Source organism: Hydrocarboniclastica marina, from assembly GCF_004851605.1.
Classification (GTDB): domain Bacteria; phylum Pseudomonadota; class Gammaproteobacteria; order Pseudomonadales; family Oleiphilaceae; genus Hydrocarboniclastica; species Hydrocarboniclastica marina.
The window spans coordinates 3,526,960-3,547,550 of sequence record NZ_CP031093.1 but is presented as its reverse complement, the minus strand read 5'-3'; the positions used below and the strand labels follow the sequence as shown (position 1 = coordinate 3,547,550).

Here is a 20,591-nt window from a genome sequence, read left to right as displayed (position 1 = left end):
AATTGTAAAGATTGTTCACATTGAGCACTTTCTAAATAAGAATTAACCGCAAATGTGTTTAATTACTATTAGAGAGGTTGCCGTGAACGCGAGTCGTACTTTGCCTTTTCGAGCCGGGTTTTTATTGATCGTCATCGCGGGCAATGCCCCCGCCGTCTTTGCACAGCAGCCAGGCGGCGCTATCCAGGAACGGGCGGTGGTAATGCAGCCGCTACAGGTCGTCGGCGCCGCTGAAATCGAGGCTGACCACGTTGTCGATGCACAAACGATCGAACGACTCCAGGCGACTGACCTTGAGGATGTGTTCCGGCAGCAGCCAACAGTAACCGTAGGTGGCTCAGTCGGGATAGCGCAAAAAGTGTATGTCCGTGGCGTTGAAGACCGCCTGCTCAACGTAACGATTGACGGCGCCAGTCAGGCAGGCAGTATCTTTCACCACATTGGCCGTCTGGCAATTGAGCCGGAACTGCTCAAACAGGTAGAGGTTCAGGATGGTGCCGGGCGGGCGACGTCGGGCCCGGGGGCACTTGGCGGAGCAATTCGCTTCGAAACCAAGGACCCGGAAGATCTGCTGCGCCCGGGCGAGGACTTTGGTGTTCTCACTAAACTTGGATATTTCAGTAACAGTGAAGGCTACAAAGCCAATACCACGCTGTTCGGCCGTCTGACCGATGACTGGAGCGCGATGGCTTCGTTGAGCCAGACCGATCACGACTCGATAGAAGACGGCGACGGTAATGAGCTGCCCGGCACCGAAAGTCGCCAGCGGATTGGCTTCGCAAAGGTCGTGGGTCAACTTCCGGCCGACCAACGGGTCAGCCTGAGTTTCGACGCGCGTAAGGATGAAGGCGAGCGAGCGCAAAGACCCCAGTGGGTGCGCAGCAGCTTCAACCCCGTCTATCCGCTGGAGGGCGAGCGCCACACCTATACAGTCAACTATGACTTCGTGCCGGCCCAGAACAAGCTGGTCAACCTGGGGTTGACGCTGTATCACACCAATACCAACCTGGAACAGGACGTTGAGGACCGTTGGGGACTCTACTATGGCGAGGTTGAGAGCTACGGCTTTGACATCCGCAACACCAGCCGCGCCGGTGATCATGAACTGGTCTACGGCGTCGACTATCGAAAAGATCAGGTAAACGCCGGCTATGACGAAGACCCTGATGCCGAAGAAGAGTCAGCCAAGGTCCATGGTATCTACGTTCAGGATGATTTCCAGGTGACCGACAAGCTGCTCGTTACCGCCGGGCTGCGCTATGACGACTACCAGCTTGAAGATAACAGTGGCGTATCATTCGATGATGAAGGCTTCAGTCCGAACCTGGGAGCAACCTACGAGTTCACCCGGGAGTTCAGCGTTAATGCCTCCTATGCCGAAGCCCTGCGAGGGCCGACCGTTCACGACGCTTTTAAGCTCGAGGGCTCGCAGAATGACCCCGACCTGGAAGCCGAGCGCGCGCGTAATCACGAGGTGGGTTTCAACTACGACAACGCTGGTTGGTCGCTTTCGGGCAAAGTCTATCTGACCCGTATAGATGACGTTATCGGCGACCCCTTGTTCGGCCCCACCCGTTACGAGAATCTGGGCGAGCTTGAATCCCGCGGAATCTTGCTGGCAGTGGCCCATCAATGGAAAAAGCTTCGGGCGGGTCTGACCTACCACCGTAACGAGGCCGAACTTGATGGTGAGGCGCTCAATACCTACGAGCACAACGGTATCGGTACGAGCATCGGTGATACCTGGGTCGCTGACCTGAACTATGCATTCAGTGAGGACCTGGCAGCAGGCTGGGCCGGGCGCTTTGTAACCGGCATTGATGATCTGGACACTTCGGTTGGCGAGATCGATAAGCCGGGTTATGGAGTTCACGATCTCTACGGCCAATGGCAGCCGACCGGCACCGAGGACCTGGTGCTGACGCTGACGATACGCAACCTTTTGGATAAGCAGTATCTCGACCACGCCAGCAACGAGGACTTTGAGCCGATAGATGACTACGAGGGTATAGTCGGCCTGCCTGAAGCAGGGCGCGACATTCGCCTGGGCCTGGCGGTCAGATTCTGACCCCAGGCGTTGGCTCGCGGCGGCTACTTCTAGCTTGCCGCGAGCTTTGAGCGGCATAACGCTGTCCCACATCGCGCTGTCCGAGAGAGCTCCGACCGGTAGACTGCAGTTGCCTGATTTGCGCCAGGTCCTGCGCAAGCACAGGCTGGACATCATTGCCAAACCATTCCAGTGACGCTCCGACGCGGCGCTGATTCACGATCAGGGGCAGAAATTCGGAGTAGCCGAATGCGCCCTGCATCAACGGTACCATTCCCTCCCGGGTACCCGCAGGCGCATAGACATTGCCGGGCGCAAAGACGTCCAACTGATCGCGGCGGGTGATGTTTTTCAGGTGAAAGTGCGCCACCCAGGGCTGTAGCTCAGCCAGAACGCTTATCGGATCGTCTCCGGCTTCCCATACATGCAGAACATCGAAATTGATTCGCAGCGCCGGGTGGTCAACCTCTTCGAGCAGCTGTCGGGTGGAATTGGCGGTATCTGCAAGAGTGCCCGGATGGGTCTCGACCAGCAATAGCAAATCCTGTTCCTGTAGTTCTTCACACAGTCGTCGCAGGCGGCGCACCCATTGGCGGCGAAGCGGCGCGGGCGTGGCAGCACTGCTGCGTTGGCCGGCGAAAGTACGCAACTGAGGAGCGCCCCAACGCGTTGCCAGCTGCGCCAGTGTGCGTGTTCTGGATAAGGCCAGCGTTTCGTCGCCGTCCAGAGGCAGGTAATCGCTGAGCATACTGGCGCGCAACCTGTACTGGTTCAGCCATTCCGCACCGTACTGCGCCTCGGTAGCCAGATTCAGGGCGTGGACACCCCACAGTTCAATGCCTTGAAACCGGTTGCGGGACGCCCACCCTGCAATGCTTTCGATCGAGGTCAGGTGGTGGCGGAAGGATATGGTGCACAAGGATATATCCACGTTCAGGCGCCCTCCCTGGCAGGCGACCGATCACCTATGGTCGCGATAGCTGTTGTCCCCGCCGAGCCCGGGCGCCACTGCTCGAACAGGTTCTGAAGGTCCCGCTTGAGTCGGAATTCGATAACGTCCTGAGCGTCCAGCAGACCGAAAACCTCTTCGGCAAGAGCCGGATCGCCCGTCCGCGCCAGCTTGAGGGCGCGGTAGTGCACCAGCGTGTAAGTCTTGACCAGCTTCTCGATCTCATCGCACCAATGCTCGAATGCCGCCTCGGAGTAACCCAGGGCGTGACAGAAAAACGCAAACCCGTGTTCATAGGCGTACTTGCGTATCGCCAGTACCGGGATCTCACGCAGAGCCGTTTCCAGATGGGCGAGGGGTAGCTCCAGTGTCTGCTCCAGGTGAGCGTGGACAACGGCGCGAATGGCCGCGTTGAACGGATTCTGGTTGAGCTTCATGCACGTGGAGAAGTACGCCGCTACTGTGTCGGAAGTGCTGTGGCAGATGTCCACGTCGTCGAAAAAATAGCCGCCGGCGACCGTAGGTTGTGCAATGGCGGCAAGAATCTGCTCCCGCGGCAACGGCCCCTCCCAGCGGAAATCCGGGTCGTACATGAACCAGGTGCCGGGATCTTCGGTGGTCTCGAGCATCACATAATGGGGAAACGGGTTCTGGTTGAACTTGTTTTCCCGTTCGGGCAACCAGTACATGTCCAGCATGACCATGATCTTCCGGCCCGGGGGCCGTTCGGCCATTAACCTCAGCAGATGGTCGATGTTTTCGGTTTTGCTGCGACTGTGGTCATACCACTGGCAGATTTCGATGCCGTAAAGCTGGTGATACCAGGTCCTGAACAACTCATGCCGCGTGTGCTCGGAGTGGTAGGAGAGAACGTACTGCGGGCTTACCGCAAAGTCTGCATCCCAGACACCAAAATAGAACGGCCGGTGGTCGACGCCCGGTGTGCGCTTGATCACTTCACAAACGCAGCTGACAAAACAATGGACTTTAATCATGGACGCCCGCCCGACTATCAATCGCAGCTGGCGCGGATGACCCTTTTGAGCTGTTGCAGAGCGCCTGGGCGAGCTCGGCAACGGTTTGAAAATCGCCGGCCACCAGGGCGTCATCAGCTATCTGGATGCCCTGTTCCAGCTCGAGGTGCAAGAGCAGTTGCAGTATGAGGATGGAGTCGAGGTAAAGGTCTTCATTCAGCCGGGCGTCGGCGCTGAACGCGGCAAGGTGCGGCCATTTCAGATTGTCGCGCAGTGCTCTGTAGAGACTGGTCATTAATTCATCTTGCGTCATTTCAGTTTCCCGTTAATTGCAGAGGCTGACGGTTGGGCGCGCGTGGGGTCTACAGCACCGTTGCAGGACTACTCCACCGTTGCAGGACTACTCCAGCGGTACAGGACTATTCCACCGGTGCAGGACTACTCCACCATTGCAGGCGTTGGGTCCTCGACCAGTTGTCGACGGTTGGTCTTGCCGTTGCCTGAGCGGGGGATGCGGGTCACCTGGATCAGCTCTACCGGGATCTGATAGGGGGAAAGCTGAGTCGTGCACCAGGCGCGCAGCAGTGCAATGTCAACGTCGACGGACGCAGTGAACTTCAGGCACACCCGCTCGCCGGCGTAGGGGTCGGTTTTCTTGTAGGCCACGGCGTCGTCGATATCGGGATATTCGAGCATGATGTCCTCAATCTCACCGGGATAGACGTTTATCCCTGCGACATTAATGGTGTCGTCCAGTCGTGCCACAAAGCACAGAACCCCGCATTCGTCGAGGTAGCCCAGGTCGCGGGTGAGGATGGTTTGTTGTCCCACCTCAACGCGAATCTCTGCGGGCGTATCGGCGTTTTCGCCGGCGACGACGGCCACGTGGGGTAGGGGACGCCCCATTGCGTTGGCGGCATCTGATTTTGTATTTAGCGCCACGCATCCGGCTTCGGAGCAGCCATACTGCTGAAAGACATGATCGGCTTTGCGCTTGAGCGCCTCAAAAGCGCCACGGTTCATGGGTGCGCCCGAGGTCATTACGGCGTGGAACCGCTGGTTTTCCGGCAGCAGTCTCATCAGCGTGTTCAGGAGCGCGGGTGCCGCATAGAGCAGGGGACGCTTGCACTCAGAGAGTCGTCGCAGCAGATAGCGCGGGTTCATGTTGGTTACGATGACGGGAGCCTGCCCCCGTGTCAGAGCCACCAGAACGCCGCAGATCAGCCCGTAGGAATGGGATGTCGGGCATGCGACGACCGGGGTCATCTCGGCGGCAACGTTGAAGCTCATGATATAGCTGTCTATCTCTGTCCCGATGGCGGCCCAGGAGCGCTCGATGCATTTCGGCGCGCCCGTTGTGCCTGAACTCATCTGAACCAGAACCGCCTCGGTGTCGAGCGCTCGCCTGTCCAACACCTGGCTATCCTCTGCGGCGGCGGAGCCAGCTACGGATGGTGCCGAAATCGCGCCGAAAAAAAAGACGTGGCAGCGGGCCCGGCGCGCCAGCCGCTCGGCAGCATCGCGCGGCGTAGTGGGATGGATGGGGAATACGGAGGCGCCATGATCTCGCAGGTAGAGGCATAACGAGATCCATCGGGCCGGATCGTCCAGGCATATCGCGAATCGCATACCACGGCAGTTTGCGAGCAAGGGATGCCTGGCAAAGTCGGAGTAGCTTTGCTGGTGTTCTGCCTGGCTAACGAAATGATCATTGACGTAGAGCATGCTCGGGTCTCCCGGGAGTAGGATGAAGGTGTTTTACGCGGGCGCTCGTCTCTGCAGGGCGTTCTCGCGTTACGAGAGCGTTGGGGACTATGTGGTGGAGTTCCCGGCCCTCGTCGGGCATGAGCTTGCGGGCGAATAGGGCCTCGCTACGGACGGTATTCGCCTCGTGGCCGATACGGGCGAGACGGTGGCTAGTGGCGTAGCCCCGGCGCGCATAATCGTCGAGCAGTTTGCGCACAACACGCCAGAACGTGTCTTCCGGCAATCCATAAGAGCTGTCGAGGAGGTTGGCCAGCTCTGCCAGGTTGAAAACGAAAAGGCTGTCCATGACCAGTTCCCGCAACGCTTCAACCGATGACATGCGGAAAAATCGATCGGCAGCTGCATTACGATAGACTGGATCGATTGCACCAAAGTCGGGGCACTCATCTGGCCGTGCAAGAAAGTCGTCGACGTACTCGACGCTCTCGTGAAAATCACGCAGGGCCACGGCAGTAGGCCAACCGTCCCGGTGAAAAAGAACCATGTTCTGGGCGTGAGCCTCCAGCGCGATACCGTGCGCTGCCAGCAGATGCCAGACCGGCAGTACGGCACAGTGGAGAAACTGGTCGAGCCAGCGCTGCAGCCCGTGGTTGTGTATCCAGTCGTTGATGAACGGACGACCATCAGACTCCGTTGCCATAACGGCATTTAAGGGCGTTGCGCGCTCACCAGGCAGCAGAAAGCTTTCGGGGTTCTCGCGCCAAAGTGCGCCTAGATGTCCATCGAGGTGACGGAGTGCCGAGTCAGGCTCGGGCTGGAAAATCATGCCGGCATACTCCGCGAGTATTACCAGCCTGGCCTGGGAGGCAAAGAAAGCATCAGCGGCGGTGATACGCTTGAGCCAGACCGACAGTGCTGGGGCAGTGACGACGGAGTGCGGCGCGAGCGTGCGTGGCGAAGAGGTGTTGATCAAATCCATCGGCAGCTTGACGGCGCTGGCGTCAGGTCTGCTGACATTGAACAGGGTGCGTAATGACTGCGTCGCCCGGAAGCGGTCACCGAAACAGCCCAGGTAGTGAACGCCGTGATCAACCGCCGCAGCCAGCGGACCGTCAGAGAGCTTCTGCCACTGCCAGGGGTGGACCGGAAGCACGGCATGTTCAGCCCAGTCCAGGCCCAGCCGGTTGAAACCTGCTCTCAGGCGGAACCAATGCTCTTCGCCCAACTCGCGTTGCCAGAATTCCGCTTCAGCCCTTGGTAGTGTTTGCCGCAGGTGATCCCGTCTCACTGCAACCCAGACCAATGAAAAGGTCTGGCCGCACTCGGGACCGAAGTTACGGTGATCGCTGAGGCTGAATCCGCTTCTGGCCTTGAAGCAGGGATGGTAGGGGTGACCTTCATCCAGCGCGGACTCAAGCGTACTGTAACTGCAGGTCCGCCTGGGCCGCTGCACGCCGAGAAAACGCTGGTTCCACTGGCAGAGCATCAGTGTCTGCTGCAGCTCGTGCTGTAGGCGGCCCAGCTCTAAAGCTGGCGCGACTGTCGCAAGTATTTGCTGCCACTGCTGTGCAGCACCAGTCCCCTCGGTTGGGGCAGGGACCGCGCGAAGCGACCCAGGCTCGAGCCTTATCCGGCCAAATCCACCAACACGGGCGCGACAACTGTACCGGGTCGCGCCGATGTCGAACTCCAGTATCTGCCACCGGGTCCCAACCAGATGACGTAACGGTATCAGCAGGCCTTCAGACAGCAGGGCTTCGATTAACTGGCGCAGTATCCGAGCGCCAGGATTCAGGCGCTCGGATGAGGCCAACGCATCAGGCCACTTCATAGCCGGTCTCCCGCAACGATCGGCCGGTCTTCAGCGCCAATGGGTTTTCGATCGACGTGTAAACAGCCATCTCAAGCTCAGCCTGTAGCTCATCAACATCCTGTATCCGCGTGAGCAGATTACCCTTGTAGGCCAGTCGCGGCCTGTCGAGTACAGCGGCTGCGAACTGGCGTCCGGCGCCCGTAAGGGAACGGCGTATCTTCTGCAGGCGGTCGCGAGTTATATCCAGTAGCGCATATTCATCAATCAGGCCGTCGGCACCGAGCCGGTGGATCACGGCGAAGAGCTGGTTGAACAGCAGGTAGTAGCCAAACCGGTCCTGGATCATGTCGTCGTCATAAAAAAGCTCGCCCAGGTGCGCAATGGCCGGATCCAGCGCGACCAGATGGTCTCGGTACGACGGCGAAAGGTAGAAGCCCTGGTTGTCCCGATAAAAATAGGTTCGCGGATACCCTGCCGATACATCCAGGAGACTGTTCTGCTGATGCGCCTCCAGAGCTATGCCATGCTCATCCAGCAGAGCGATCGCGGGTTCTATCGCACAGTCGAAGTAATGGTGGAACCAGTCTCGGCAGACCGCCGCCGAGGGGCGACCTTCAGCCAGGGCCAACCCCTGAATCAGGTTGTGTAGGCGCGAGAGTTGGTGGGGCAGTGGCCCCTGGGTCAGCGCCGCAAGGCTATGGATTCCATTATCGTGGCCTGCGACAAAAGGGTTTTCGCGCAGTATCACTTCGAAGCCACTCTCGCACTGACCCGGTAGTCGCACGGTGAGGTAGGCCGGGTCGTTGATAACCTGGAACCCTGGGTGGGCGCGGCTGAATCCGGTGCGCAGGAGCAACCTGGCCATGGTCGCGCCCGCCTCCAGTTCGCTGAATTTGTTGACGCGGAGCGAGTTGGTAACCTTGACCGGGATCGAGAACTTGAGCATCCAGGGCAGGTCGGGATGATATAGAGTGCGAACGGATGAGGTGGCGGTAAACTCGGGACCGAGCAGGCCGCAGTCACGTATGCGGCCATCCGCTATCGCTGCCTTCACAGCGGGCTGATGCATCAGCCAGCTGGCCTGCAGGGGATGAACCGGCACCATGACGGCGCCGGAGTCTGAGTCGACCAGGCCCAGGCACTCCCGGATCAGGCTTTCGGCAGGTCGTCCGCAGACTGAGCGTTGGGCGACCATGCTGCGCTCGACGCTAAAGCAGTGCAGCCGAAACATCCCGCCCAGCTCGGGTGCATAAAAGTCATGGGCCCAGTCAACCATGCCCTGGCGGCTCTTTGGCGTGGGGTGCGCCCAATGACCATAGAGCAGTGATTGTTCAGAGGCTATAAAGCGGTCACTGCCAAGCAGCGGATCTGTCTGGCGAGCGCAGAGGTAGCGCGTCATATTCCGGTAGCTTTCGCTGAACCGGGAAAGCAACTCAAGCTCGTGGGTTTTCGTCTGTTCCCGGTCGGCTTCTGAATGGCCGCTGTAGAGCTCGCTGATAAGAAGCTGAACGGCGGCGAACGGTGTAGTTGGCCACCAGTCCGGGCTGCCTGTTTGCCGACACCGCACCCCACCGAAGTGATGCGGGCCAACAGTGGAGCGATAAAGCACCTCCAGGCCAAGTTCCAGCTTCTGATGGGGCAGCGCCAGAATCAGCACGGAGGGCCCCCGCAAGCTCCACGTCTTACCGCTGAACCTGTGTAACGTTGTGACGGTGCCTGGGCTGGCCCACTGCCCGGGGTCTATTTCCCGTAGGTAGCAATGGAAAAAGGCCTGAAAAGAAGCGTGTTCAGCACTAGATCGGCCAGTAGCGGTCATGGTGTGTTCGTCCCTTCATGTCCGGTGCTTGGGCACTGGCCTGCTTCCAGGCAATCACCAGTGCGTCCTCCGAAGCACCAAACTAATGCGAACGATTATCAATAACAACCGGATTTACATTTGTTACGCCGCGATCTGCCTCTGCACCAATCGGCCGGGTCGAAAGCGACTTACAAGCAGCAGCGCGAAAACAAAGGTAAGCCACTCGGCCAGTGGTATTGCTGCAACAAGAGGCCAGGCGGGCAGCCAAACGGCAATTGCCAGCAGAATCAGGACGGGCAGGACAAGACTGCGGGAGAGGGCAATAAGTGCGGAGGGAAGGGGCTGGTGCATGGCGGTCAGGTAGACCGACATCAGGACGTTAAGTCCGTTGACGAGGAACAGCGGCCAGAGGATCGCCAGGTAACCTGCGGCGAGCACCGTCACGCTGGGGTCCGACGGGTCGAGGAAGAGCCCCGCCAGATAATTTCGCCCCAACAACAGCATCGCAGCCAGCGAACAGCCAAGCAGCAGGACTACCAGAGCAGCGACTCTCAGGAACTGTCGAATACGGTCGTCGCGACCCGCACCGAAGTTCTGGCTTACCAGTAAATGGATCGCATCGGCAATGCCGTAAAACAACATCAGGCTCAAAAATATCAGGTAGTTCGTTACTGTAAAAGCGGCGACCCCCTCCACACCCTGTCTGGCTACAAGCAGCCAGTTCAGCAGGAAGATGACGAGTCCGGCGGAGAGCTCGTTGATGAATTCTGATACGCCATTGAACGCCGTGCTAATCAGGCTACGCCAGGAGCGCTGCCGCAGGCTGAAGCGCAGCTGGCGGTCAGGATGCCGAAAGTAGATGAGCAGAACGGCCAACTGCAGCAGCTGGGCGGCACCTGTTGCGCAGGCCGCACCCGCCAGACCCCAGCCCCAGTAACCGACAAACACAGCATCGAGGAGGATGTTCCCCGCAGCCCCGCAAACGAGCCCTGCAGTTGCCAGAACAGGCCTGCCGCCGAGGCGGACAAAGTAGTACAACACCATGGAGCCCAGTTGCAGGACAAGCACCACGCTGAAAACTCGAAAATACTCGAGCATCAGCGGGTGTAGCGCCTTCGGTGCGCCGAGAGCGGTGAAGAGTGTATTCGGCCAGGTCAATGACAGCACCATCGCGGCAGTGCTGAGCACGCAGGTGGCAATCAGGCTTTTACTGAAATCGGCCGAAGCCTCTTCTGGCTTGCCCTTGCCCAAGGCACGGCCAGCACTGACCACGCCGCCAACCGCAAGCATAAGGGCGGCGCCAAACAGCAGCGTGAAATAGGGGATCAGGAGGGTGATGGAGGCCAGCGCATCAGCGCCGACGAAGTTGCCGACAAAATAGCCGTCAACGAGGCTGGCAGTGGTGAGTGCGAGCAGGCCCGCCACCGATGACAGCGCGAAGTGAAAAAAAGTCGGGACGATCGCGCCGTCCAGGATACGGTTTTCTGAACGTACTGCTGTCATGAACCGCCCCTGAACTAAAGTCAGGGCGTAATGCTAATCATTCCTATCTTTCGATACAAGCGTGGGAGATTACATCATCCAATGGAGGGGCGTAGCTCAAAAGAACAGTTCTCGCAGCGCTTTTCCCGGCTCAGGCGCGCGCATGAACGTTTCACCGACCAGGAATCCATAAACGCCGTCATCGAGCATGCGCTCCACGTCCTGGCGCGTGCCGATGCCACTCTCGGTGATGATCCGTCGATCTGAAGAGATGCCTGCGCGGAGCTCGAACGTGGTCTCCAATGAAACATCGAACGTATGGAGGTCACGGTTGTTGATGCCAATCAACGGTGTGCGCAAGGTCAGGGCCGCTTCCAGCTCTGGGGCGTTATGTACCTCGACCAGTACCGCCATGCCCAATTCCAGGGCCACGCCCTCGAGCTCCTGAAGCTGGTCCTGGCTCAAGCAGGCCGCAATCAGCAGAATGGCGTCCGCGCCTATCGCCCGGCTCTCGACGATCTGGTAAGGCGCCACCATAAAGTCTTTTCGCAGCACGGGCAGATTGCACGCGGCGCGCGCTTCCTGCAGGTAGTCTTCACTGCCCTGAAAAAAGTCGCGGTCAGTCAGCACCGAGAGGCAGGCAGCACCGCCGTCAGCATAGTCCGCCGCTATGTTGGCTGGCGAAAACGGGTCACGCAGCACGCCTTTGCTGGGCGAGGCTTTTTTGATTTCAGCAATAACGGCGGGGCAACGCCGATCCATGCGCTCGGCCAGCGCATGGACGAAATCCCTCGGCCGGGGCTGCTCAGCGGCGCGGGCGCGCAGGTCGCTTTCGCTGAGCCGGGCCTGCCGCTCGTCGATCTCTTCCCACTTGCGCTCGACGATACGGCGCAAAATGGTGGGCGTCTGATTATTGTTGCTCATGCGTTTCCCTTTGGCCGTTCAGGCGCTGTTCGAACCGGCGGGTGGCTACTCGAAACAACGGGTAAAATCGGAGAGTTCCTGCAACTTGGCGAGGGCCAGGCCACTGCCGATGGCATCTCCGGCGCGTTCGACGCCTTCGCGCAACGACGACGCAAGGTCAGCGGCGTAGATGGCTGCACCGGCGTTGAGAATGACCAGGTCACGCGCTTTCTCTGCCAGGGCTTCGTGGTTGCGCCCAAGCGCCGCTCTGACAAGGGCGAGAGACTCTTCGGCGCTCTCAACGGAGAGTCCCACCAAGCTCTGGCTCTGGATACCGAAGTCCTCTGGCAGGATGTCGTACTCGTTTATTTCGCCGTTCTTTAGCTCCGCAACATGGGTACGGCTCGCCAGACTGATCTCGTCCAGTCCGTCGGCAGAATGGACCACCAGTATATGCTCGCTGCCCAGGCGCCGGAGCACCTCGGCCATGGGGCGGCACAGCTTTTTGCTGAACACCCCGATCAGCTGGTGTCTTACACCCGCCGGGTTGGTCATGGGACCGAGTATGTTGAACAGGGTGCGCATGCCCAGTTCCTTGCGTGGCCCCACGGTGTATTTCATTGCTGTGTGGTGGGCGGGCGCGAACATGAAACCGACGCCGATGTCCTCGATGCAGTGGGCGACGTTTTCCGGGGTCAGGTCCAGCCGTATGCCAGCCCGGTCGAGCAGGTCGGAGCTGCCGCTCTTGGATGACACCGCCCGATTGCCGTGCTTGGCGACGTGGCCCCCGGCAGCGGCGATCACAAAAGCAGCCGCGGTGGAGACATTGAACAGGTTGGAGCCGTCACCGCCGGTGCCGCAGATATCCACCAGGTTGGCGGTCTCGACATGTACGGGGGTGGCCAGCTCGCGCATGACCTGAACCGCACCGACGATTTCGTCGATGGTCTCGCTCTTCATTCGCAAGCCCATCAGAAAAGCCCCAATCTGCGCTTCCGTCGCTTGGCCGCGCATGATCTGGCCCATGACGCTTTTCATCTCGTCAGTGGAAAGGTCCAGTTGGTCAACCACGCGACTGAGGGCGGTTTGGATATCCATGCGCTGCTTCCCCTTGGGTTGGGTGTCAGGCCAAGACGGCCGGTTCGTGTATTTGGGCGCGTTCAGTAGGGTGGGCACTGCCCACCGGGTCCCGCCGCAGAAATCAGGCTTTCATTTCCAGAAAGTTCTTCAGCAAGTCGTGCCCATGCTGGGTCAGGATCGACTCCGGGTGGAACTGTACCCCTTCGATTGGCAGCGTCTTGTGACGCAGCCCCATGATCTCTTCGAGGGTGCCGTCTTCCCTGTTGGTCCATGCGGTGACCTCAAGACATTCGGGTAGACTGCTCTGCTCCACCACCAGTGAGTGGTAGCGGGTGGCTTCGAAGGGATTGGCCAGATTCCGGAACACACCCTGATCGGTATGGTAAACCGGTGACGTCTTGCCGTGCATGACTTTTCCGGCCCGGATGACCTTACCGCCGAAGACCTGGCCGATGGCCTGGTGGCCCAGGCAGATGCCCAGGATCGGCAGCTTGCCGGCAAAATACTCGATCGCCGCAAGGGATATTCCCGCGTCGTTGGGGGTGCAAGGCCCCGGCGAGATCACCAGGTGCTCAGGGGCGAGCTGTTCGATCTGCTCCAGCGTTATCTCGTTGTTGCGGTAAACCCGCACGTCTGCGCCCAGCTCGGCCAGGTACTGCACGACGTTGTAGGTAAAGCTGTCAAAATTATCGATCATCAAGAGCATGGCGCTATCCTCAAATCAAAGGCGGTGGCGTGTGGTAACGAGCTATACAAACACCGCCGCTAATTGAAAGCCTCCAGCGCCATGGCGACGGCGCGGAATGTAGCGCGGCCCTTGTTCATGGTCTCTTTCCATTCCATCTCGGGAACCGAATCGGCAACTATACCGGCCCCTGCTTGGATGTGCAGAACCTGATCCTTGATCACAGCGGTCCGGATTGCGATGGCGGTATCCATGTTGCCGGTGTAGGACAGGTAGCCCACCGCACCGCCATATACGCCGCGTTTGACCGGTTCCAGTTCGTCGATGATTTCCATGGCCCGGATTTTGGGCGCGCCGCTCAGGGTTCCGGCCGGGTGAGTCGCGCGGAGTACGTCGATGCAGGAGAGCCCGGGCTGCAACTCCCCGGTGACGTTGGACACCAGATGCATCACATGGGAGTAGCGCTCCACTACCATTTTCTCGGTCAGTTTCACGGTGCCCGTCCTGGCAACGCGGCCCACATCGTTACGTCCTAAATCGATCAGCATCAGATGCTCGGCGATTTCCTTCGGGTCCGCGAGCAGTTCCTGCTCCAGTTCCCGATCACGTGCCTCGCTGCCGCCACGCTTGCGGGTTCCGGCGATCGGCCGCACGGTGACCTGGCCATCCTCCACCCGCGTCAGTATTTCCGGTGAGGAGCCAACTATGTGGAAATCGTCCAGATCCAGGTAATACATGTAGGGCGATGGGTTGAGGCAGCGCAGCGCCCGGTAAAGATTCAGCGGCGGCGCAGCGAAGGGAATGGACATGCGCTGGGAGATGACCGTCTGCATGACGTCGCCGTCGAGCACGTATTCCTTGATGCGACCCACCGCGGCCTGGAACTGCTGCTGGCTGAAGCCCGGCACGAAATCGGACTCGCGTATGGTGGCGTTGCGCAGTTCCGCCGGCGTGACAGGTCCGACTGCCTGACGCTGGCGCAACTGTTTCTCAAGCTCGGTAATACGGTGTTGCGCACGCTCGAAGGCCTCCGCCTCTGACGGATCAGCGTGAACCACCAGTAAGAGTTTGCTTCGCAGGTTGTCAAAAACCAGCACCTCGTCCGATACCATCAGCAGGATATCCGGTGTGCCCAGTTCATCGGGGGGCACGGATGAGGCGAGCCTGGGCTCAATATAGCGGACCGTGTCATAGCCGAAGTAACCCACCAGGCCGCCGTTGAATCGGGGCAGTTCGTCCAGATCGGGCGCCCGGAAGCGAGCCTGGAAGGCTTCTACGAAGGTCAGCGGGTCTTCCACCTGGTCTTCTTCGATCAGGTCTTGCCCGTCAAACACGCGTACCTGTTTGTTGCTGATGCTCAGGCGCTGGCGGCAGGGCAGTCCAATGATCGAATAACGCCCCCATTTTTCCCCGCCCTGGACCGATTCGAGCAGGTAGGAGTAGGGGCCGTTGGCCAGTTTGAGATAGGTGCTGAGGGGGGTGTCCAGATCGGCGGACACTTCCCGGTAAACAGGTATGCGGTTATAGCCCTGTTGGGCCAGCTCAGAAAACTGTTCCGGAGTCATGGTCGAGTCCTGCAAAGGCAAAAGGCAACAAAAGCGCGGGGGTACAGAGGCTGCTTGTGCAGAGCCGGATCTCGATGCTTACCGGGTAAGCGGTAAATACTGTGCAGCGCTGAATGCTGCAGTCGAGCCACGCCGGCGGCATCCCCGCACGCTTACTCAGGCCAGGAAAAAGGCCAGAAAAAGCGGGTTAGCGGCGCCATCGCCACCCTGAGAGGGTCCGGAGCGCCAGGTCGATCCGGTTTGCCGGTTTTGCCAGTGTGCTCAAGAGAGAACTCCGGTAGAGGTGAGCCTGACGGGCATCAGGCGGACTTTCAGGAAGCAAGATTACAAAAGCTCGGCCAATGAATCAACCACGAGGTCGGCACCCTGTTCGCGGATCGGCATACCGTGGTTATAACCGTAACTGACGGCAATGCATTTTATACCCGCTGCGGCGGCGACATTGATGTCAGTTTCGGAGTCACCGACCATCAGAGCCTGGGTAACCGGTCCGCCCAGTCGCTCGAGCGCGAGCTGTATCGTCCGGGGGTCGGGCTTCATGACGGGCAGGGTATCGCCGCAGACTCGCACGTCAAACCAACGCGCCAGGCCGGAGCGCGCCAGCAACTGGTCGGTAAAGCGGGTCAGTTTGTTGGTTACCACGGCCATACGGGTACCTTCGGCAGCGAGTTTCTCGACCAGCTCGAGCACGCCGGGGAAAACTTCACTGTGCTGCCCATTCTGTTCGGCATAGAGCGCCATGAAGATTTCAAACGCCTGGTTATATTTATCTGCTGGCAGCCGATCTGCCGCCGACTCATCAAGACTTCCGGCCAGAGCGCGCCGGATAAGCTTCTCGGTGCCGTTGCCGACCCACGCTCGCACTTTCGGTTCTCCGGCGGCCTCGTACCCCAGGTTGGTCAGCATCTGATCGACCACCGCCGCAAGATCCGTGGCGCTGTCCACCAGGGTACCGTCCAGGTCGAAAAGAACGTGGCTGGGGTACCTCCCATCACACAGGGCTGTCAGCTTCATGTTGTGGCTCTGGCAAGTTCTTCGCGCATGGACTGGATGGTGCGGGCGTAGTCTTCCGTATTGAAGATGGCCGATCCTGCGACGAACATGTCTGCGCCAGCGGCTGCTATTTCGCGGATGTTCTCGACCTTGACGCCGCCGTCGATCTCAAGGCGAATGTCCTTGCCGCTTGCGTTGATACGCTTGCGCGCTTCGCGCAGCTTGTCCAGGGTGCCAGGTATGAACGACTGGCCGCCGAATCCCGGGTTGACCGACATCAGCAGAATCATGTCGAGCTTGTCCATGACATGGTCCATGTAATGCAGGCCGGTGGCCGGGTTGAACACCAGCCCGGCCTTGCAGCCGCCGTCGCGAATCAGCTGCAGTGAGCGATCAATGTGGCCCGAGGCTTCCGGGTGAAAGGTAATATAGCTGGCGCCTGCATCGATGAACATGCGGATCAGGTCATCCACTGGCTGAACCATCAAATGGACATCGATCGGCGCAGTGATCCCGTACTTGCGCAGAGCCGCGCACACGCCCGGGCCGATAGTCAGGTTGGGCACATAATGGTTGTCCATAACGTCGAAGTGAACCACGTCAGCCCCAGCCTCCAGCACATTGTCGACCTCGGTGCCGAGACGCGCGAAATCCGCTGAAAGGATCGAAGGGGCAATCAGGAAGTCAGACATGGGGGCCTCACGTCGGATGAAGTGGAGCTGGTCGCAGATAACCCGCCGATCCCTTACCCGGCGGCTACACTGAACTCAGACGTGGCTATATTAACCAATCGGATCTCAGATCCAAACCGGAGGCTGAATTGATCGGTTCTGTGCGTGCGCGTTATCGCGTATTAACTGTGGCGCTCTGCTTGCTGTCGCCCTGCTTTTCATTTGCGGAAGAGCAACCTTTGCCAGAGCCTGGGCCTGATGTTGAACAGCGCGCTATGTCGGGCAATGACAGGCGCGAACAGTATCTGGTGCAGCAGCGACCGGAGCAGGTGCGCTGGCTGGGTGAAGGGGAAAGCCGGTTCGCTATCATGGAGACGCCAGCGCAGCGGGCTGAAACCCACGGCACGGTTCTGGTGGTCGCGGATGCCGGGCAGTCAGCTGCCCAGGGATTTGCGGGACAGCTCCACCAGATGCTGCCATCGCGTGGCTGGAGGGTTGTCAGCTTCGCTCTGCCACCGTTGCCGTTACCCGTCTACAGTGACCGGTCTTCGTTGTCGCCCGGTATCGGCGCTGCTGGAGGCGCTGCCGTGCGGTCGCCCGGGGATCCGGACTCCGCTGACGCCGGCGCACCCGAGGCAGGTGGAAGCAATGCCCAGGGCCGGAACGCCAGGGACCGGAACGAAAGCACAGCCGGCTCGGTCACCATTGACCTGGCAGCCTCAGCGGCGGGAAGCGATGCGCTGCAGCAGTTCGAGAGTCAGGCTTCCACCCGGCTCACCAGTACCCTTGAGATGCTCGCGCAAGAGCAGCCCGGTGCGGTTGTCATGGTTGGCATTGGTCTCGGCGCGGCGCCGCTCGCTCAGCAGTTGGCGGATGGAAGTCTGGGCGCCTATCCGCCAGCCGGACAACGGGCCATGGTTTGGGTTCAGCCTCGGTTTCAACATCCAGTGACAGATAAAGAGCCATTACCAGGAGGCCTGTCGGATCTGGCCAGCTGGCCGGTGCTTGATATCATCCACCGCAACGAAAGCGGTTCGGCAGAGTCGGAACGTCGGACGGCCATGCAGAAGCTCGACGGTTCGGCCGCCTATAGGCAGGACGCGTTCATGTTGTCTGAAAGCGCAAGCAGGGCCATGCTTGCCTATCGCATTCACAACTGGGCGCTAAGGCAGCTCAAGTGAACGCCGGCCACCCGTGCCCGCGCCTCGGCAGAAGCCCTGGGCGATAGGGCAGCTCGATAGGTCGTCGGGGGGATGAGGCTAGCTGAGTGCGTCGGGATGCTGTTTGCGCACGATGTCCCAGGCTTTCTGAAGTTCAAGCAAGCGGTCGCGGGCTGCGGCTTCGGATGCAGCGGAATGCTTTTCGTGCTGGCGTTTGTCCGGGTGATACTGGCGCATTTTGCGCCTGTACTGGCCTTTGAGTGTGATTAGCGAGTCGCTGGACTTTCCGCCCAACAGCCTACACGCGGCGGCAAAGTTTGAAACAGGCGCAGGTCCCGCATCGGCTCGTGTTATCCAGGCTTTCGTACGGAAGCGCTTGAGGACGACATCGATCGTTTCGTCGCTCAGGCCGAGGGCAAGCCCGGCCTGTTCGTACCGATCGATGCGCGCCGGGGAGAGCCTTTGGTCCTGGTAACACAATGGCGTCAGAACCATGAGCATGCGCAAAGGCAGGCTCGGCTGCAGTTTGCCGCGCAGTTTGAGCATGGCCCCGGCCTGTGCGCCCTGCCAGCTCTTGCCATTGGTAAAATCTGCGATCAATCGCTTGCGTGCACCAGCCTTTGGACCGATGCCCCACACTTTCATGGTGCGCTCGGCGTAGCGCACATCCATGCCAGTCACACGCCCTTCGGCTTTGGCGATGAAGCCCATGAGGGCGAAAAGCGGCGAGCGCGCCTGCCGGCCAAGGCCTGTGCGCTCTAGAAACTGCGGTCCGTTGAATCCGCAGGCTTCCAGCGTCTGCAGTAACTCATCCCGGGCGCGAGTCTGACGTGTTTCAGGGACTGCGCTCATTGTTTAACCATCTATCCAGTTGCTCCAGCCGTTGTGGTGTGCCGATATCGAACCATTCGCCGGTATGCCTGCTGCCCCATACCAGCCCAGCGTCCGCCGCCCTTCGCAGAAGGGGCGCCAGCTTGGCCTCATCACCGAATGCGCCGCTGAAGAGGTCCTGATGCAACAGGCTGATACCGCTGAATGTCAGCATATTGCCGCCCGTAGAGGCGACCTTGCCGCTGTCCTCCAGGTGGAAATCACCGTTCGGGTTGTGATCGGGGTTGCCGGTCAGGATCAGGTGGGCAACGCCTGTCTGTGGTCGGGGCACCTCGGCGAAAGGGAAGTCGCACCAGACGTCGCCGTTGACGACCAGGAACCAACCATCCTTATTCGACAGCTTCGGCAGGGCGTGACGAATACCGCCGGCTGTTTCGAGCGGCTGCGGCTCGTCTGACCAGTCGATGCTTACTCCCCGGCTGCGGCCATCGCCCAGGTAGGCTTTGAGCTTCTCGCCGAGCCAGGCCCTGTTGATAACCAGTTCGTTAAAGCCGGCGTTTCGCAAACGATCTATATGATAGTCGATGAGGGTTTTTCCGCCTGCCTGAAGCAAAGGCTTGGGCGTCGTCAGTGTAAGCGGTCGCATGCGCTCGCCTTTGCCGGCCGCGAGGATCATGGCTTTCACTGTGCTGTCCGGTCGGTTACGAGAGCTGCCATCTCGGGCACTACCCGCTCCTCCAGCCAGGCGGTGAAAGCCCGCATCGCCGGCTGGGTCGCGCTGGCCCGAACCAGGTAATCGATGACCCGCGGGATGTCCGCCAGATAGCCGTCCTTGCCGTCCCGCAGCGACAGCCTGGAAAAGATGCCGGCCACTTTCAGGTGCCTTTGCATGCCCATGAGTTCAAACCATTGGCGAAAGGTGTCGGCGTCCGCCCGGTGGAGCCCGGCAGCCTGGCTCAGCTCCCGGTAATGCTCAACCCACCGCTGGAGGTCATCTTCGGGCCAGGCAATGTAGGCGTCCCGCAGGAGTGAGACAAGGTCATAGGTGAGCGGCCCAACCACGGCATCCTGAAAATCAATCACACCGGGATTATTCTTTTCAGTCACCAGCAGGTTGCGCGAGTGATAGTCCCTGTGGACAGTGACCTGAGGCTGGGCCATCGCTGCGTCGCGCAGCGTTCTGAAGGTTGTGTCCAACAGTGCCTGCTCAGCTGTAGTCAGGTTGAATCCGAGCTGTTGCTGAAGAAACCAGTCTCGGAACAGCGCCATTTCCCGGTCCAGCAGCACGGCACTATAGGGCGGCAGCACGTCGTTTTCGCGCGCGGTCGCTAGCTGGATCTGTACCAGTGCCGTCAACGCGTCGCCATAGAGCCTGTCGGCATTGGCCGGGGTCAGGTGCTTCAGATAGAGTTCGTCGCCGAGGTCCTCAAGCAGGATAAAGCCCTGCCCGGCGTCGCTTGCCAGTACTGCGGGCACGTGGATGCCGGCGTCGTGCCAGTGTTGGGCGATTGCCAGAAACGCGTCGCAACTTTCGTGCTCAGGCGGGGCGTCCATGACGATGGCGGTTCCGTTTTCTGCTGGCCCGGATGTCCCCGGCAGCTGAATACGGAAGTAGCGCCTGAAGCTGGCATCGCCAGCTACGGGGAGCAATGCCGGAGCTGGCCCACCGAGTTCGGCTTCAAGCCAGGCGGTCAGCTGCGCTTCGCGATTGTCCATCTCAACCCCTCTCATGTCCCGCTTGGCGCTCTCACGGCGTGAGCCTGATGCGTCTCGCCGAATATCAGCAGAAATCATACATGGATGAGCTCAGGCGGCATAGAGAGTCCCCGCTGCTGAAGGGTCTTGAGTCGTTAACAAGCCTTCACCCGATGTGTAAACTACAGCCTGCCCCGAACCGGCCGCTGGCCGGTGCGCGTCTTTTGTTCCTATCGCA

At 59.9% G+C, this 20,591-nt stretch carries 18 protein-coding genes; 2 read left to right on the top strand and 16 right to left on the bottom strand.

Translation table 11 applies throughout. From position 1 onward, the window contains the following. The first annotated feature begins 82 nt into the window (after positions 1-82). Complete coding sequence (locus soil367_RS15680) at positions 83-2,068, top strand: TonB-dependent receptor domain-containing protein (protein ID WP_246065361.1); 1,986 nt, start codon at positions 83-85, stop codon at positions 2,066-2,068. Here soil367_RS15680 and soil367_RS15675 read toward each other — a convergent pair. The 13 genes from soil367_RS15675 to rpe all read right to left on the bottom strand — a co-directional run bounded on the left by soil367_RS15675 (position 2,058) and on the right by rpe (position 16,688). Further along, positions 2,058-2,978 carry a sugar phosphate isomerase/epimerase family protein gene (locus soil367_RS15675; protein WP_136549984.1) on the bottom strand — a complete coding sequence of 307 codons (921 nt, stop codon included), beginning with the start codon at positions 2,976-2,978 and terminating at the stop codon, positions 2,058-2,060. The genes soil367_RS15680 and soil367_RS15675 overlap by 11 nt on opposite strands. 2 nt (positions 2,979-2,980) lie before the next feature. Beyond that, a complete protein-coding gene (locus soil367_RS15670; RefSeq protein ID WP_216642736.1) occupies positions 2,981-3,991 on the bottom strand; it encodes a DUF6005 family protein in 1,011 nt (336 codons plus the stop codon). Then, on the bottom strand, positions 3,984-4,283 hold the full coding sequence (locus tag soil367_RS18925) for a phosphopantetheine-binding protein (RefSeq protein ID WP_216642735.1): 300 nt from the start codon (positions 4,281-4,283) through the stop codon (positions 3,984-3,986). Before soil367_RS18925 ends, soil367_RS15670 begins: the two co-directional genes overlap by 8 nt. Before the next feature lie 125 nt (positions 4,284-4,408). Beyond that, positions 4,409-5,695 carry an AMP-binding protein gene (locus soil367_RS15665; RefSeq protein ID WP_136549983.1) on the bottom strand — a complete coding sequence of 429 codons (1,287 nt, stop codon included), beginning with the start codon at positions 5,693-5,695 and terminating at the stop codon, positions 4,409-4,411. After that, on the bottom strand, positions 5,679-7,508 hold the full coding sequence (locus soil367_RS15660; RefSeq protein WP_136549982.1) for an IucA/IucC family protein: 1,830 nt from the start codon (positions 7,506-7,508) through the stop codon (positions 5,679-5,681). The genes soil367_RS15665 and soil367_RS15660 overlap by 17 nt, the downstream gene beginning before the upstream one ends. Then, positions 7,495-9,147 carry an IucA/IucC family protein gene (locus soil367_RS15655; RefSeq protein WP_216642734.1) on the bottom strand — a complete coding sequence of 551 codons (1,653 nt, stop codon included), beginning with the start codon at positions 9,145-9,147 and terminating at the stop codon, positions 7,495-7,497. The genes soil367_RS15660 and soil367_RS15655 overlap by 14 nt, the downstream gene beginning before the upstream one ends. A gap of 282 nt (positions 9,148-9,429) precedes the next feature. Then, positions 9,430-10,791 (bottom strand): MATE family efflux transporter, encoded by a 1,362-nt coding sequence (locus soil367_RS15650; RefSeq protein WP_136549980.1) that lies wholly within the window; start codon positions 10,789-10,791, stop codon positions 9,430-9,432. Between the two features lie 96 nt (positions 10,792-10,887). Beyond that, complete coding sequence (gene trpC / locus soil367_RS15645) at positions 10,888-11,694, bottom strand: indole-3-glycerol phosphate synthase TrpC (RefSeq protein ID WP_136549979.1); 807 nt, start codon at positions 11,692-11,694, stop codon at positions 10,888-10,890. A gap of 45 nt (positions 11,695-11,739) precedes the next feature. Beyond that, entirely contained in the window at positions 11,740-12,771 is a 1,032-nt protein-coding gene (gene trpD, locus soil367_RS15640) for an anthranilate phosphoribosyltransferase (RefSeq protein ID WP_136549978.1), read from the bottom strand. Between the two features lie 103 nt (positions 12,772-12,874). Next, positions 12,875-13,459, bottom strand: a complete 585-nt coding sequence (locus tag soil367_RS15635; protein ID WP_136549977.1) for an anthranilate synthase component II — start codon at positions 13,457-13,459, stop codon at positions 12,875-12,877. Between the two features lie 59 nt (positions 13,460-13,518). Next, positions 13,519-15,003 carry an anthranilate synthase component I gene (gene trpE, locus soil367_RS15630; RefSeq protein WP_136549976.1) on the bottom strand — a complete coding sequence of 495 codons (1,485 nt, stop codon included), beginning with the start codon at positions 15,001-15,003 and terminating at the stop codon, positions 13,519-13,521. A gap of 324 nt (positions 15,004-15,327) precedes the next feature. Further along, positions 15,328-16,017: a phosphoglycolate phosphatase gene (locus soil367_RS15625; protein WP_136549975.1), complete on the bottom strand. Its 690-nt coding sequence runs from the start codon at positions 16,015-16,017 to the stop codon at positions 15,328-15,330. Further along, the gene (rpe, locus tag soil367_RS15620) at positions 16,014-16,688 is read right to left on the bottom strand and encodes a ribulose-phosphate 3-epimerase (protein WP_136549974.1); all 675 of its coding nucleotides are present in this window, start codon (positions 16,686-16,688) and stop codon (positions 16,014-16,016) included. Before rpe ends, soil367_RS15625 begins: the two co-directional genes overlap by 4 nt. Positions 16,689-16,828: 140 nt before the next feature. Between rpe and soil367_RS15615 the strand changes: the two genes are divergently transcribed. Continuing rightward, the gene (locus tag soil367_RS15615) at positions 16,829-17,848 is read left to right on the top strand and encodes a DUF3530 family protein (RefSeq protein WP_342777439.1); all 1,020 of its coding nucleotides are present in this window, start codon (positions 16,829-16,831) and stop codon (positions 17,846-17,848) included. A gap of 78 nt (positions 17,849-17,926) precedes the next feature. Here the strand turns inward: soil367_RS15615 and soil367_RS15610 are convergent, their stop codons facing one another. From soil367_RS15610 to soil367_RS15600, 3 genes are read right to left on the bottom strand one after another with little or no spacing between them, the layout of a single operon-like run. Continuing rightward, a complete protein-coding gene (locus soil367_RS15610) occupies positions 17,927-18,679 on the bottom strand; it encodes a co-chaperone DjlA (protein ID WP_136549972.1) in 753 nt (250 codons plus the stop codon). Beyond that, positions 18,663-19,334, bottom strand: coding sequence for an N-acetylmuramate alpha-1-phosphate uridylyltransferase MurU (murU, locus tag soil367_RS15605; protein WP_281283931.1), 672 nt, complete (start codon positions 19,332-19,334; stop codon positions 18,663-18,665). The genes soil367_RS15610 and murU overlap by 17 nt, the downstream gene beginning before the upstream one ends. Before the next feature lie 5 nt (positions 19,335-19,339). Then, positions 19,340-20,374 (bottom strand): aminoglycoside phosphotransferase family protein, encoded by a 1,035-nt coding sequence (locus tag soil367_RS15600; RefSeq protein ID WP_136549970.1) that lies wholly within the window; start codon positions 20,372-20,374, stop codon positions 19,340-19,342. Positions 20,375-20,591: the final 217 nt, after the last annotated feature.

Excerpts from the sequence above, each read along its gene's own strand:
- soil367_RS15670 (WP_216642736.1), bottom strand. The coding sequence starts at position 3,991 with ATGATTAAAGTCCATTGTTTTGTCAGCTGCGTTTGTGAAGTGATCAAG.
- soil367_RS18925 (WP_216642735.1), bottom strand. The coding sequence starts at position 4,283 with ATGACGCAAGATGAATTAATGACCAGTCTCTACAGAGCACTGCGCGAC.
- soil367_RS15665 (WP_136549983.1), bottom strand. The coding sequence starts at position 5,695 with ATGCTCTACGTCAATGATCATTTCGTTAGCCAGGCAGAACACCAGCAA.
- soil367_RS15660 (WP_136549982.1), bottom strand. The coding sequence starts at position 7,508 with ATGAAGTGGCCTGATGCGTTGGCCTCATCCGAGCGCCTGAATCCTGGC.
- soil367_RS15650 (WP_136549980.1), bottom strand. The coding sequence starts at position 10,791 with ATGACAGCAGTACGTTCAGAAAACCGTATCCTGGACGGCGCGATCGTC.
- trpC (WP_136549979.1), bottom strand. The coding sequence starts at position 11,694 with ATGAGCAACAATAATCAGACGCCCACCATTTTGCGCCGTATCGTCGAG.
- trpD (WP_136549978.1), bottom strand. The coding sequence starts at position 12,771 with ATGGATATCCAAACCGCCCTCAGTCGCGTGGTTGACCAACTGGACCTT.
- soil367_RS15635 (WP_136549977.1), bottom strand. The coding sequence starts at position 13,459 with ATGCTCTTGATGATCGATAATTTTGACAGCTTTACCTACAACGTCGTG.
- trpE (WP_136549976.1), bottom strand. The coding sequence starts at position 15,003 with ATGACTCCGGAACAGTTTTCTGAGCTGGCCCAACAGGGCTATAACCGC.
- soil367_RS15625 (WP_136549975.1), bottom strand. The coding sequence starts at position 16,017 with ATGAAGCTGACAGCCCTGTGTGATGGGAGGTACCCCAGCCACGTTCTT.
- rpe (WP_136549974.1), bottom strand. The coding sequence starts at position 16,688 with ATGTCTGACTTCCTGATTGCCCCTTCGATCCTTTCAGCGGATTTCGCG.
- soil367_RS15610 (WP_136549972.1), bottom strand. The coding sequence starts at position 18,679 with ATGAGCGCAGTCCCTGAAACACGTCAGACTCGCGCCCGGGATGAGTTA.
- murU (WP_281283931.1), bottom strand. The coding sequence starts at position 19,334 with ATGATCCTCGCGGCCGGCAAAGGCGAGCGCATGCGACCGCTTACACTG.
- soil367_RS15600 (WP_136549970.1), bottom strand. The coding sequence starts at position 20,374 with ATGGACAATCGCGAAGCGCAGCTGACCGCCTGGCTTGAAGCCGAACTC.